General features: G+C 62.0%; 10 protein-coding genes and 1 pseudogene. 9 read left to right on the top strand and 2 right to left on the bottom strand.

What is annotated here, in order from left to right; translation table 11 throughout:
- The first annotated feature begins 18 nt into the window (after nt 1–18).
- From ACWAT4_RS25015 to ACWAT4_RS24990, 6 genes and pseudogenes are all read left to right on the top strand, one after another.
- Nucleotides 19–468, top strand: a complete 450-nt coding sequence (locus tag ACWAT4_RS25015) for a VOC family protein (protein ID WP_249154316.1) — start codon at nt 19–21, stop codon at nt 466–468.
- A 108-nt stretch (nt 469–576) separates the two neighbouring features.
- Nucleotides 577–1,725: an Mrp/NBP35 family ATP-binding protein gene (locus tag ACWAT4_RS25010; RefSeq protein ID WP_449728310.1), complete on the top strand. Its 1,149-nt coding sequence runs from the start codon at nt 577–579 to the stop codon at nt 1,723–1,725.
- Between the two features lie 189 nt (nt 1,726–1,914).
- Nucleotides 1,915–3,006 carry a TRAP transporter substrate-binding protein gene (locus ACWAT4_RS25005; protein WP_212302491.1) on the top strand — a complete coding sequence of 364 codons (1,092 nt, stop codon included), beginning with the start codon at nt 1,915–1,917 and terminating at the stop codon, nt 3,004–3,006.
- A 350-nt stretch (nt 3,007–3,356) separates the two neighbouring features.
- Nucleotides 3,357–3,545 (top strand): annotated as a pseudogene (locus ACWAT4_RS25000) (cupin domain-containing protein); the annotation flags it as partial.
- A 211-nt stretch (nt 3,546–3,756) separates the two neighbouring features.
- On the top strand, nt 3,757–7,116 hold the full coding sequence (locus ACWAT4_RS24995) for an adenylate/guanylate cyclase domain-containing protein (RefSeq protein WP_449728309.1): 3,360 nt from the start codon (nt 3,757–3,759) through the stop codon (nt 7,114–7,116).
- Between the two features lie 543 nt (nt 7,117–7,659).
- A protein-coding gene (locus tag ACWAT4_RS24990) for an IS3 family transposase (protein WP_449728308.1) occupies nt 7,660–8,828 on the top strand; the annotation gives its coding sequence in 2 pieces (ribosomal slippage) (nt 7,660–7,948 and nt 7,948–8,828; 1,170 coding nt in all).
- Between the two features lie 196 nt (nt 8,829–9,024).
- Here ACWAT4_RS24990 and ACWAT4_RS24985 read toward each other — a convergent pair.
- Nucleotides 9,025–9,150 (bottom strand): hypothetical protein, encoded by a 126-nt coding sequence (locus tag ACWAT4_RS24985; RefSeq protein ID WP_449728307.1) that lies wholly within the window; start codon nt 9,148–9,150, stop codon nt 9,025–9,027.
- A gap of 14 nt (nt 9,151–9,164) precedes the next feature.
- Here ACWAT4_RS24985 and ACWAT4_RS24980 point away from each other — a divergent pair, with 14 nt between their 5' ends.
- From ACWAT4_RS24980 to ACWAT4_RS24970, 3 genes are all read left to right on the top strand, one after another.
- Nucleotides 9,165–10,253 carry a TRAP transporter substrate-binding protein gene (locus ACWAT4_RS24980; RefSeq protein WP_212302492.1) on the top strand — a complete coding sequence of 363 codons (1,089 nt, stop codon included), beginning with the start codon at nt 9,165–9,167 and terminating at the stop codon, nt 10,251–10,253.
- An 83-nt stretch (nt 10,254–10,336) separates the two neighbouring features.
- Nucleotides 10,337–10,681, top strand: coding sequence for a YunG family protein (locus ACWAT4_RS24975; RefSeq protein WP_212425805.1), 345 nt, complete (start codon nt 10,337–10,339; stop codon nt 10,679–10,681).
- A 234-nt stretch (nt 10,682–10,915) separates the two neighbouring features.
- Entirely contained in the window at nt 10,916–11,578 is a 663-nt protein-coding gene (locus ACWAT4_RS24970) for an HAD family hydrolase (RefSeq protein ID WP_212302494.1), read from the top strand.
- 79 nt (nt 11,579–11,657) lie between these two features.
- On the opposite strand, the gene ACWAT4_RS24965 is transcribed toward ACWAT4_RS24970, so the two are convergent.
- Nucleotides 11,658–12,647, bottom strand: a complete 990-nt coding sequence (locus ACWAT4_RS24965) for an alpha/beta hydrolase family protein (RefSeq protein ID WP_212425671.1) — start codon at nt 12,645–12,647, stop codon at nt 11,658–11,660.
- Nucleotides 12,648–12,968: the final 321 nt, after the last annotated feature.

Here is a 12,968-nt window from a genome sequence, read left to right as displayed (position 1 = left end):
AAAACAAGGGAGCGAAGCATGGCATCGGGTTTGGGCGGCGTGAGCGTTGGCGTGCTCGATCATTTCAACATCCGGACCCGGAATCTGGCCGAGACGGTCCGCTTCTACGAGGACGTGCTGGGCCTGGAGAAAGGCCCCCGGCCGGATTTCGCCTTCCCTGGCGCCTGGATGTACAGCGAGGGCAAGCCGGTGGTGCACCTCGTCGATATTTCCCCGACTTCCGAGCCGCAAAAGCCGGATTCCGGCGTTGTCCATCATGTCGCTTTCGTCAGCCGCGGCTTCGACGGAATGAAGCAGCGGCTGGCCTCAAAAGGCATGAAATTCGACTCCCGCCAGGTGCCCGGCGGCGACCTCTGGCAGATCTTCGTCCACGACCCCAACGGGGTCATGATCGAGCTGAATTACGAGGCGGCGAAGGAGCAGGGGACGGCGCCCGCCGAGATGGCTGACGATATCGGCAGGCAGTAGCCTTTTGGCCGTTTCCGCTCTAATGGGGCGTCCTGATGTCTTGAGCATGATCTGGTCGGATAACCGCTTCACACTTTTCCGGATCATGCTCTCTCTGGGAGATGCGCTTTGAGCGTGACGCAGCAACAGGTCCTCGACCGCCTCGCCAAAATCAAGTCGCCCCGCGGGGTCGCGCTTACCAATGCCAATGTGCTGAGCGCGATCAGCGCCTCCGACGGCAAGGTTTTCTTCTCGATCAACGTCGATGCCGCCGAGGCGCGGGCTTGGGAAACTGTTCGTGCTGAGGCCGAGGCCGCCGTCCGCGCCATTCCCGGCGTCACCACGGCGATGGTCGCCCTGACGGCCGAGCGCAAGGCGGGATCCGCGCCGCCGCCGCCCCCGCAGCCGAGCCGCGGCACGCCCGGCGTGCAGCCGGTCCACGCCCACAAGCCGCCGCCGCAGGGCGGCGCCCAATCGCCGATGGCGCGGCAATCCGAAATTCCGGGCATTGCCGCCGTGATCGCGGTGGCTTCGGGCAAAGGCGGCGTCGGCAAATCGACCACCGCGCTTAATCTCGCGCTGGGCCTGCGCGACCTCGGCCTCAAGGTCGGCCTGCTCGATGCCGATATCTACGGCCCCTCGGTGCCGCGGCTGACGGGCCTGCACGAGAAGCCGGAATTGGACGGCGAGCGAAAGATGATTCCGCTCCGCCGCTTTGGCCTTGCCATCATGTCGATCGGCTTCCTGGTCGAGGAAGAGACCGCGATGATCTGGCGCGGACCGATGGTGATGTCGGCGGTGACGCAGATGCTGCGCGATGTTGCATGGGGCACGCTCGACGTGCTCGTCGTCGACATGCCGCCGGGGACGGGCGATGCCCAGCTGACGCTGGCGCAGAACGTGCCGCTGAAGGGCGCCGTCATCGTCTCGACCCCGCAGGATCTGTCCCTGATCGACGCCCGCCGGGGGCTTGCCATGTTCAAGAAAGTCAACGTGCCCGTGCTCGGTATTGTCGAGAACATGAGCTATTTCCAGTGCCCGCATTGCGGCACGAAATCGGACATCTTCGGGCATGGCGGGGCGCGCCATGAGGCGGAGAAGCTCGGCGTCCCGTTCCTGGGCGAAATCCCGCTGCACATGGCGATTCGCGCCACCTCGGACGCCGGCAATCCCGTCGTGGACAGCGAGCCGGAGGGCCCCCACGCGGCGATCTATCGCGCCATCGCGGGACAGGTCCGGGACCAGCTCAAGGGCGTCATCGCAGCCGCGCGAAGCTGATCTTTTGGGGACATGCGACTTTCGTCGCCCCCCGTCATGCCATTGTCGCGTTCCGCGAGGGTGGCTTCCGTGTTAAAGGCCCACGGCAGCGAAGCCCCACCGGTTTGACGCGGCCAGACCCGTGTCGCCGGAATGAGCGGCCATAACGAAGAAGTTCGGGGAAACGCCCCAGCAAGGAGAGACCTGAAGATGAAGCGTCGTGATTTCCTGAAAGTGTCGGCAGCAGGCGCGGCGGCGACCGCCGCGGTGGCCTCGCCGGCGATTGCGCAGTCCTCGCCCGAGATCAAGTGGCGCATGACGTCGAGCTTCCCGAAGTCGCTCGATACCATCTATGGCGGCGGCGAGCAGGTGGCGAAGTACGTCGCCGAGATGACCGACAACAAATTCCAGATCCAGGTGTTTGCTGCCGGCGAAATCGTCCCCGGCCTCCAGGCGCTCGACGCGACCTCGAACGGCACGGTCGAGATGTGCCACACCGTCTCCTACTACTATGTCGGCAAGGACCCGACCTGGGCGATCTACGCCTCGGTGCCGTTCGGCCTCAATGCGCGCCAGCAGAACTCGTGGTGGTACCAGGGCGGCGGCGAGCAGCTCGGCAACGAGTTTTTCAAGAAGTCGAACGTGATCGGCTTCGCCTGCGGCAACACCGGCACCCAGATGGGCGGCTGGTTCCGCAAGGAGATCAAGACCGTTGCGGATCTTTCGGGCCTGAAATTCCGCATCGGCGGCATCGCCGGTCAGGTGCTCCAGAAGGTTGGCGTCGTGCCGCAGCAGCTCGCCGGCGGCGACATCTATCCGGCGCTGGAAAAGGGCACCATCGACGCGGCCGAGTGGGTCGGCCCCTACGATGACGAAAAGCTCGGCTTCGCCAAGGTTGCGAAGTACTACTATTATCCGGGCTTCTGGGAAGGCGGTCCGATGGTCCACGCCTTCGCCAATCTGGAAAAGTGGAATTCGCTGCCGAAGAACTACCAGGCGATCCTCACCAACGCCACGGCCAACGCCAACAGCTGGATGGCCGCGCGCTACGACATGCAGAACCCGTCGGCGTTGAAGCGTCTGGTGGCCGGCGGCACCCAGCTCCGTCCCTTCACCAACGAAGTGCTCGAGGCCTGCCTCAAGGCGACCAACGAGCTGTGGGGTGAGATCTCGGGCAAGAACGCCGACTTCAAGAAGTCGATCGACGCCATGCAGGCCTACCGCTCCGACGAATACCTGTGGTGGCAGGTCGCCGAATATACCTACGACAGCTTCATGATCCGCTCGCGCACCCGCGGCTGATCCTCAAGCTCGAGCTGTCGGACTGAATGGCCCGGCCTCGCTCGCGAGGCCGGGCTTTTCGTTGGCGAAGCGGGAGGGCGCACTCGGAATCCGCAAAACAACCCCATGCACAGTAGACGTGGGTGAGGGCGGGACTCCGGATTGCTTCGCGGCGCTCGCAATGACAGGCGGACGGAGTTGGGCCGGCGCTTCCGCTTTGCATTCGCGGGTGTCGACGAAAGCGTTTGACGCGTCGGGCAAAACAGTGCGATAAATCAATAATCGAATAATCCGAAATTGGCGGTGTGGCGACGATTGCTTGCCCTCGCGATGTTGCGCCCTGCAGAGCGGATCGGCTCGCCCACTCGAACCTCTGCGTTAGGCTGGATGGTTCGGTTGAATACGAGACGAGCGACGGAGAGGTGCGCCACGTACCGGCGGGGAGCTTCGTGCTAGTGGAGGACACACACGGCAAGGGCCATCTGTCGCGCCATTCGCCGGAGGCGCAAACCGTCATCTGGATCTCGTTACCAAATGGCCTCGATTTGCCGCTAGTATAGTCCGTTTGAGCACGATGGTGGCGCCGCTGCCGAGAACCTGGTCTTGGCCCTCGCAATTGCGAGCGCCGCGTTGATATGTCCGAAGTGTAGGGTACACCGGAAGCCAATCGGCGAAGCTCAAACTGGCGCTGTTGACCCAAATCGGCCATTTCCCTAGACAGGCTGCCTCGCCGGGGGAATGATGGAGCGCTAGGCGAACTGGGGCGCCGTCATGGACCTCGGAGGTTGGCTGCGGAGGCTTGGCCTCGAACAATATGAGGCGGCATTCCGCGAGAATCAGATCGACGATACGGTCCTGCCGAACCTGACGGCGGAGGACTTGAAGGACCTTGGTGTCGGAATTGTCGGGCACCGCCGCAAGCTGCTCGATGCCATCGCTGCCTTGAGTGCTGAATCGGGCACACCGGCGCCCCTGTCCGACGCTCCTTCGGCAACCTGCAAAACCGCCAACGACACCGCTGAGCGCCGCCAGGTCACCGTGATGTTCTCGGACCTGGTCGGTTCGACGTCGCTCTCGACACGTATGGACCCAGAAGACCTGCGCGAGATCATTTTGGCGTATCAAACGTGCGTCGCCGATACGGTGCGCCGCTTCGGGGGCTTCGTTGCGAAGTATATGGGCGACGGCGTGCTGATCTATTTCGGCTACCCGCAGGCTCACGAGGACGACGCTGAGCGAGCCGTTCGCGCAGGATTGGAAGCGATTGGCACGGTTGGTGCGCTCGAGTTTTCAGTTCCGCTGCAAATCCGCATCGGTATCGCGACGGGCCTGGTCGTTGTCGGCGACTTGATCGGCACGGGATCGGCACAGGAGCAGGCGATCGTCGGCGAGACCCCAAATCTTGCTGCACGGCTACAGAGTGTAGCCAAACCGAACGCGATGGTCATAGCTGAGAGCACGCGGAGACTGCTTGGGAACCTGTTCGATTTGGCGGACCTCGGATTGCAGGAGCTCAAGGGCATCGATGCGCCGGCGCGAGCCTGGGCAGTGCTACAAGTGAGTTCGGTGGAAAGCCGCTTCGAGGCGCTCCACGGAAGTGGGCTGACCGAGCTAGTCGGACGGCAAGAAGAACTCGATTTGCTGCTGCGGCGATGGCGGCGGGCGGCGAGCGGTGAAGGCCAGGTCGTGCTGCTTGCTGGCGAGCCAGGTATCGGCAAGTCGCGGTTGTTAGCGGCGCTCCAGGAGCGACTTCAAACCGAGCTGCACGCCCGCCTTAGGTACTTTTGCTCGCCGCAGCGCGTCGACAGTGCGTTCCTTCCGATTGTCACGCAGCTGGAGCGCGCCGCCGGATTTTTGCGCGAAGATACGCCCGAGGCGCAGCTTGACAAATTGGCCGCGCTGTTAGAGCCGGCCTCACCGTCGCTAGAGGATCAAGCCTTGCTGGCTGAGCTGCTATCGATCCCTTTCAAAGGCCATTTTCTGCCTCTTCAGCTAACGCCCAGGGGCAAAAAGGAAAAAACTTTCGAGGCGCTGCTTCGGCAGCTCCACGGTTTAGCGCAGCAACGACCGGTGTTGATGCTCTTTGAGGACGTGCACTGGATCGATCCCAGCTCGCGCGAGCTGCTCGACCTTGTAGTCGAGCGGGTCCAGCATCTACCGGTGTTGCTCCTTATTACATTCCGTCCCGAGTTCGAGCGGATCTGGGCCGGGCAGGCGCACGTCACAATGCTGTCCCTTAGTCGGCTTGACCGACGCGAGGGCGCTGCGTTGGTTCAGCAGGTTATCGGCGAGGGGACGCTAGGAAGCGATGTTGTTTCAGAGATTGTCGAGCGCACGGATGGGGTGCCGCTCTTCCTCGAAGAGCTGACGAAGGCGGTGCTTGAGGCGGATGACCGAGTGGCCGGAACCTTCTCGCGTGTCTCGAGGACGGCGCTTGCCATTCCAGCCACTCTGCATGCCTCGCTGATGGCGCGTCTTGATCGGCTCGGTTCACCGGCCAAAGAGGTGGCGCAGGTGGGCGCGGCCATCGGTCGGGAGTTCTCCTACGAACTACTACGAGCCGTAGCGCAGCGGAGCTCAGCTGAGCTGGATGAAGCGCTGGATCAGTTGGTATCTGCCGAACTGATTTTCCGGCGCGGAATGCCACCAGACGCGGAATACAGCTTTAAGCACGCCTTGGTGCAGGATGCGGCCTACGGCACGCTGCTGCGGCGAGCCCGTCACAAGCTACATGGACGCATTGCCAATGCGCTCGAACAGCTCTTTCCCGAGCGTGCCAGCATCGAACCCGAGCTGTTGGCGCACCATTTCACGGAGGCCGGACAGGCAGAGATCGCCATTTCATACTGGCTGAAGGCTGGGCGGCGTTCGGCAGAGCGCTCCGCCGACCAGGAGGCCGTGCGTCATCTCAGACGGGGCCTCGAGATGTTGATGACGCTGCCGCATTCGACCCAGAAGGACCAGCAGGAACTCGACTTCCAGCTCGCTTTGGGCACGCCTCTGGCGGCTCAGCATGGGTATGGTAACCCCCTCGTCGGAGCTGCGCGCGATCGTGCGATTGCCTTGTGTGAAGAATTAGGCGACATGCAACACCTATTGCCGAGCCTCTACGGCCAGTATGGCTATTGCATAGCAAGCGGCAGGATCCCCAAGGCACTCGAGTATTCGGAGCGCTGCCAATCGCTGGCCGCGCACACTGGCGACCGCGTGGCGCGATTGATTGCGCACCGCGCTATGGGCGCGTCACTGCTTGAACTCGGCGAGTTCGAGGCCGCGAAGGCACAGTTGGAACAGATCCTTGTAATCGACAGGGTCGAAACGGACCAAGCTCTTTCGGCGCTTTACCTGGCTGATCCGCACGCATCGGGCCTCGCCTATCTGGCATTGAGCCTGTGGGCCTTGGGATACCCCGACCAGGCGATCGCAGCACGCCAAAAGGCAATTAAGCACGCCCTCGACGCAAACCACGCGAATACGAGCGGCATAGTTGGCATCTATGCTGGCGCGCAGTTGTCTGTGTTGCTCGGCAAGATGGCCGACGTCAAGAGCGACGTTGAAGACCTGAACGCACTACTTGGATCGCGCGTGCCACTCTGGGCTGTTAGTTGCGGTCAAATACTACGCGGTTGGGCGATCGGGTGTGCAGAACAGCTGGAAGACGGCATTGCCCTGATGAAACAGGGAATACATGCCGCCGAACAACAGGTTCGCTTTCATTCTCCGCACTACCATTCACTCCTTGCGGTCCTGCAAGCACGCGCAGGAGATATGCAGGGTGGCCTGAGCACGATCAGAAAAGCCACTGAGCTGATAGCCGAAACAGGCGAATATCTCTGGCACGCCGACGTGCTCAGAATTGAAGGTGAACTTCGATTGCTTGTCGAAGCATCGATGGAAGCGGAAGCAAGCCTTGTTCAAGCGCTCGAACTCGCCCGCAAGCAGCGGGCAAAGTCGTTCGAGTTGCGCGTCGCGATGAGCATAGCGCGGCTCTGGCGTGATCGAGGCAAGCGGAATGAGGCGCACGAGCTGCTCGCGCCTATCTACGGCTGGTTCACCGAAGGCTTCGATACCCGCGATTTGAAGGAAGCGAAGGCACTGCTCGAGGAACTCACTGCCTGCGACTTCCGGTGATGTCCCATCGCGTCAGTTAGCGCAGTGTAGCGACATGTCTGAAGTTGATGGCAGACCGGAAGTAGCTGGCCGGCTGTAAAAACGGCGCGATTAAACCCTGCGGCAGTAGTCCCGGAGGAACTATCGTCGCCTCGGCAGCGCTTAACGTCGATTTTTTGAACCTACGAGCTCCGCTATTGGGAGCGTCTCTATCGCATGCGCAAGCGAACTCCACATCGCATGTGACACCTTTGGATTGATACAGCTGGAATAATAGTAGAGGTGCTCTGGATGACCGGCTGAGGCCCAAGTAACTTCAATTGAGGGGGAGTCGGCCCCATACTGGGGGCAGAGAGCGATGGTCTCAGCGGGAAGTGAAGCCGCCAAAACCGCGGCAAGGAGCAGCACCTCATAGGAATGGTCTCGGTGGTTTCAGCCGATTTTTCTCAATATCCGCTTCTGGCCCCTTCTCGGGCTTGGAGCCATGTCCGACTTTAGGCCGCTGTGAACCTCCTCCGAATGAGTGGACACCTGTAGTAGGTTCGTAGAGCCCGGAGGTGTCGAATGGAACTTCAACGTCGGTCGTTTACCGAAGAGTACAAGCGCCAGGCGGTCGAGCTGGTGATCTCGAGCGGTCGCTCGGTCACGTCGGTGGCCAAGGAGCTCGGTCTGCGCGACTCGGTGCTGCGGCGCTGGGTTGACAAGTTGCGGCAGGAGCCGGCATCGGCGGCGTGGCGCCCCACCACGCAGGCGACGCCGATGTCGGCGGACCAGGCTTCGGAGATCGCCCGCCTGCGCCAGGAGAACGAACGGCTGCGCATGGAGCGCGACATTTTAAAAAAGTCGATCGCGATCTTTGCCGGAACCCGGACATGAGCTTCCGCTTCATCGAAGACCACCGCGACGCCTATCCGGTGCGGCTGATGTGCGCCGTGCTCGAGGTCTCGTCGGCCGGCTATTACGCCTGGCGCGATCGCCCGGTGAGTGAGCGGACCAAATCCAATGCCACGCTGCTGGCTGCGGTCCGGCAAGTCCATCAAGACAGCAGCGGCCGCTACGGCAGTCCCCGCGTTCATGCAGCCTTGCGCAGGCAGGGCCGAGGCGCCAGCCGCGGCCGGATCGAGCGGATGATGCGTCGGCACGGTATCCGCGCCATCATGGCGCCGCCGCGCCGCGTGCGCACCACCGACAGCCGTCACGGTCTGCCAATCGCCCCGAACCTGATCGCGCGCGACTTCACAGCGCAAGCCCCGAACCGGGTCTGGCTCGCCGATATCACCTACATCCCGACCGCGGAGGGGTGGCTGTATCTGGCAACCGTCATGGACCTGTTCAGCCGAAAGATCGTCGGCTGGGCCATGCGGGATCACATGCAGGTCGAACTCGCATCCGCGGCACTGGCGATGGCCACCCGGCAGCAACGGCCGCAGGCCGGATTGATCCACCACTCCGATCGCGGTGTGCAATATGCCTCACACGCCTATCGCAACGCTCTCACCGGCGCCGGCATCACCGCATCGATGAGCCGCAAGGCCGATTGCTACGACAACGCCCCGATGGAGAGCTTCTTCCACACTCTGAAGACCGAGCTGGTCCATCATCGCCACTACAACAACCGCGCGGAGGCCCAGCGCGATATCTTCGCCTTCATCGAGGGCTTCTACAACCGAACAAGACTCCATTCCGCCATCGGATATATCGCCCCGAGCGAAATGGAGCTAAAAGCCGCCTAAACCCGTCCACTTTTTCGGGGGAAGATCAGCTGTGCGCACCAAAGCCGCCGTCCGCTCCAAGGTCGATAGGCTCACGCCATGGTCTCCATCGTCCGATAGATCGCGACCGGGCACCCCCGATCCCGATGGCTTCATGATCCGCTTGCGCGCCCGCGCCTGACGAAGAACGAGCCTCTACGCCTTAAGTCGAACGACCTCAGAGCCCGGCCCGCAGGAAGGCCAGGCTTTTTCTTTGCCGCAGTGCGATGACGATGGAATTCGGCCGGCCCTTGAGCCATGCTGATTTCCAAGCCTCGGCAAGAAGGCTCACAATCAGATCCATCAGGGCAGGACATCATGAAAAGAAGAGACTTCATCAAAGTCACAGGACTTGGTGCGGCCGGCGCCGCCACGCTCGCGGCTCCAGCGATCGCGCAGTCGATGCCGGAAATCAAATGGCGCATGCCGACGAGCTGGCCGAAATCGCTCGATACGCTCTATGGCGGCGCCGAGATGATGAGCAAGCTGGTTGCGGAAGCGACCGACAACAAATTCCAGATCCAGACCTTTGCCGCCGGCGAGATCGTGCCGGGCCTGCAAGTGCTGGACGCCGTGCAGAACGCGACCTGCGAGATCGGCCATACCGCGTCGTACTACTATTTCGGCAAGGACCCGACCTTCACCTTCGGCTCGTCGGTGCCGTTCGGTCCGAACATGCGCATCAACCAGGCCTGGTACATGCAGGGCGGCGGGCGCGAGGTCCTCAACGAGTTCTACAAGAGCTACAACGTCATCTCGCTGCTGGCGGGCAACACCGGCTGCCAGATGGGCGGCTGGTTCAGGAAAGAGGTCAACACGCCCGGCGATCTCAGCGGCTTGAAATTCCGCATCGGCGGGTTCGCCGGCCGCGTGCTGCAGAAGCTCGGCGTGGTGCCGCAGCAGCTCGCCGGCGGCGACATCTATCCAGCGCTGGAGAAGGGCACCATCGACGGCGCCGAATGGGTCGGCCCCTATGACGACGAGAAGCTCGGCTTCTACAAGATCGCGCCGCACTACTACTATCCCGGCTGGTGGGAAGGCGGGCCGATGCTGCTCGCCTTCGTCAACCTCGACAAATGGAACGCGCTGCCGAAATATTACCAGAGCGTGCTGGAGCAGGCCGGCCACACCGCCAACAATTACATGATGGCGCGCTACGACACGGCCAATCCGCTGGCGCTGAAGAAGCTGCTCGCAAGCGGCGCCAAGCTGCATGCATTCTCGCCGGCGATCATGGATGCCTGTTACAAGGCGGCCAAGGAGCTGCACGCCGAAGTAGGCGCGACAAACGCCAACTTCAAGAAGGTTCACGACTCCCTCGCAAAGTTCTCCAGCGACGGCTACGCCTGGTTCCAGGTCGCCGAGGTCGGGTTCGACGTCTTCATGGCGCGGCACGCGCAGGGCTGAGCGCGGCGTCTTGCGAATGCAGGCCCCGGAGCGCAAGCGCCGGGGCCTTTGCGCGCGGGGGCCCCACGAGATAGCAAGTGACGATGAGCTTCGATCCCCATGCGGTTCAAACCGCGCTGTTCAAGGCTTGGTCGTCGTCGACGGCGAGCCAATGGACGGCGGACAATCCCGCAGCAGGGCAATGCAACGTCACGGCGCTGCTCATTCACGAACTCTTCGGTGGCGACCTGCTGAAGACACCGCTGCCGGCCGGCGATCATTTTTACAATCAGATCGGAGGCCGGCGGTACGACTTCACGGCGAGCCAGTTCGATCAGCCGATCGCTTACGTGGACTTGCCGGCAAACCGGGCCGAGGCGGAGCAGGGGGCAACGAGTGGGCAGCTGGCCGAGCTGAGGGAAGCCTTTCAGAGGCAACGTATCAAATGAGTTGGACCGTAGGGCGGCTCGCGCGCAGCGAAATTCATCATCTCGTGCCGGGTGACCACATGCTGGTCATGATTGCCACGTCGTGCGATGGGTCTCGCATCGGGCCGAAGGCGTCAGGTCGATCGCGCCATGGAGCCCCGGATCGTAAGACCCAGAAAATGTCCATTGGTCTCTCGCGCGACTAATCTCCGACAGCTGTTTGTTGCAAGGTCGAAATTCAGCGGAATCTTGTCAATGATCCCAAAGCCCCTTAAGGCCGTCGTTTTCGATATGGACGGATTGCTGCTCGACACCGAGGCGCTTTACCGTGCGGCTATTTTCGCCGCTTGTTCGGCACAAGGGCGCCAAATGGTCGACCATGTGCATCTCAGCTTGATTGGTGCGCCGAAGGATCTAGGTGACGAAAAGCTTATTGGCTATTTTGGACGGACGTTTGATCTTGACCGTTACCATTTAGCCTGCACGGAACATTTCGACGGTCTGTGCGCAACTGCAATTCCACTTCGTCCCGGTGTTACCGACCTTCTCAAAGTTCTGCGCGACGCGGCCATCCCCATGGCCGTCGCAACGTCAACCGCACGATCAAAAGCTGAAGCGCAGTTAAAGAAGGCGGGAATCTTCGACAAATTTGACGTGCTCGTCACGCGGAGCGACGTTGAAATAGGCAAGCCCCATCCCGAGACTTTTCTAAAGGCGGCCACACTCCTCAGCGTCGATCCACCAAGTTGCCTAGCACTCGAAGACTCGCACAATGGAGTTCGTGCGGCAGCGGCGGCGGGAATGTCTACGATCATGGTCCCCGATCTGCTCCAACCGACCCCGGAGATCGCAGGTCTATGCGTCGGCGTGTTGCGGAGCCTGGATGACGTTCGGATCAGGATTGCTCAGCAGCTATAGCGGCCGTGCACCTTCTTGGATGTCTCTTTTGGGCGGGCCGAAGGGCGAAGGCGGAAGTGAACCAATCCAACGAAGCTGGTCAGTCCTTCAGATGCTCCCGGAAGAACGCCAGCGTGGCTGCGTTGAGCTGCGCGTGAAACGCGGCTCGATCAAATCCGGGCCTGTCGGTGCAGATGTTGGGGCGCTTCTTCGCCAGCTCCGGCGTGCAGGGCGGAAGAAAGGCGTAGTGACCGGCATTTTGCACCAGGTGGAAGTCCGGCTTGACCGGCAGGTCGCGCATGATCGTTGACACAAAATCCAGCGTGACTTCGCCGCCGGTCTGGTCATCTCCGCTCAAGGCCGAAGCCCAGAGCTGAATCGGGATTTTCACGTCCTTCAGGCCATCGGGGCCGAACAAGGGACCGAAAGCCGGGTCGGCAATGACAAGGGCTTTGACGCGCGCGTCATGCACGAATGTCGGTGTTGGGGTCTCGTTCTTTCGCAGCTCCGCGCAGCCGGGGTTTGGAGAACTCTCCGGGCACAGGGCGATCATCTTGCGCAGATCGGGATTGCCGCCCGCAACGACCAGGCCGGTGTAGCCGCCGCGTGAGAAGCCAAAGAAGCCGATGCGCCCGGGGTCGAGCTTTGCGTGATCAGGCCATGCAGTAAGCATGTCGTCGATCACGCGCTTGATGTCTGCCGGACGCTCCGTCAACACCGCGAGCGTGTCCGCGCGGCTCATGCCGCTGGAGCCCGCATCGACCGGATGATCGAGCGCGACAACGACGAAGCCGCCATCAGCGAGCACCTCGGCCGTGTCGTGGTGACCGGTGAAGCCACCGCCATAGCCGTGCGAGATCACGATCAATGGCAGCTTGTCTCCAGATACGGGGCAGTTCTGCGTCGCACGCAATGTCATGGTGCGAAGCCCGACCTCGCTGGGCGGCTCGCTGCAGGGCGACCACACGGCGGCCCTGAGCTCAGGAAGGCCGGCCTCGGCCGGCACGGTGACGAGACGAAAGCCGGCCGCCTGGGCCAGCGTCGTGATCAAGCAGATGGCTGATGCGAGCGCGAATTTGAGGACGTGCATGCGTTACTCTAGCTGGCGGTCTGGTTGTGAAGCGGATGCAGGATGGGGTGAGCGAAGCGAAACCCGTCATCTCTCCCGCGGTGACGAAGCGATGGGTTTCGCTGAGGCTCAACCCATCCTTGTATTAGCCCGATCGCTTATATTGAGGGCCGTTCCGTGAGGAATGGCCCAGCCCGGGAGGCCGCCCGAACTGGGCCGCCGTTCGATCGGATCGGTACCCACCGAAGCCTTGAGGGCTGTCTGACGTAGCGAGATCGCGATCGGCACTTCATCGGGACCCGAATGGTTGAACGAACTTAAGGTTCGCATCACAAGGGAGGG

The sequence above is a fragment of the Bradyrhizobium sp. T-1 genome (assembly GCF_053592855.1).
This window is presented reverse-complemented; position numbering and strand designations above follow the sequence as displayed.

Coding starts and splice junctions, on each gene's coding strand:
- ACWAT4_RS25005 (WP_212302491.1), top strand. CDS start 1,915: ATGAAGCGTCGTGATTTCCTGAAAGTGTCGGCAGCAGGCGCGGCGGCG.
- ACWAT4_RS25015 (WP_249154316.1), top strand. CDS start 19: ATGGCATCGGGTTTGGGCGGCGTGAGCGTTGGCGTGCTCGATCATTTC.
- ACWAT4_RS24985 (WP_449728307.1), bottom strand. CDS start 9,150: ATGGATCTGATTGTGAGCCTTCTTGCCGAGGCTTGGAAATCAGCATGG.
- ACWAT4_RS24980 (WP_212302492.1), top strand. CDS start 9,165: ATGAAAAGAAGAGACTTCATCAAAGTCACAGGACTTGGTGCGGCCGGC.
- ACWAT4_RS24995 (WP_449728309.1), top strand. CDS start 3,757: ATGGACCTCGGAGGTTGGCTGCGGAGGCTTGGCCTCGAACAATATGAG.
- ACWAT4_RS24965 (WP_212425671.1), bottom strand. CDS start 12,647: ATGCACGTCCTCAAATTCGCGCTCGCATCAGCCATCTGCTTGATCACG.
- ACWAT4_RS24970 (WP_212302494.1), top strand. CDS start 10,916: ATGATCCCAAAGCCCCTTAAGGCCGTCGTTTTCGATATGGACGGATTG.
- ACWAT4_RS24975 (WP_212425805.1), top strand. CDS start 10,337: ATGAGCTTCGATCCCCATGCGGTTCAAACCGCGCTGTTCAAGGCTTGG.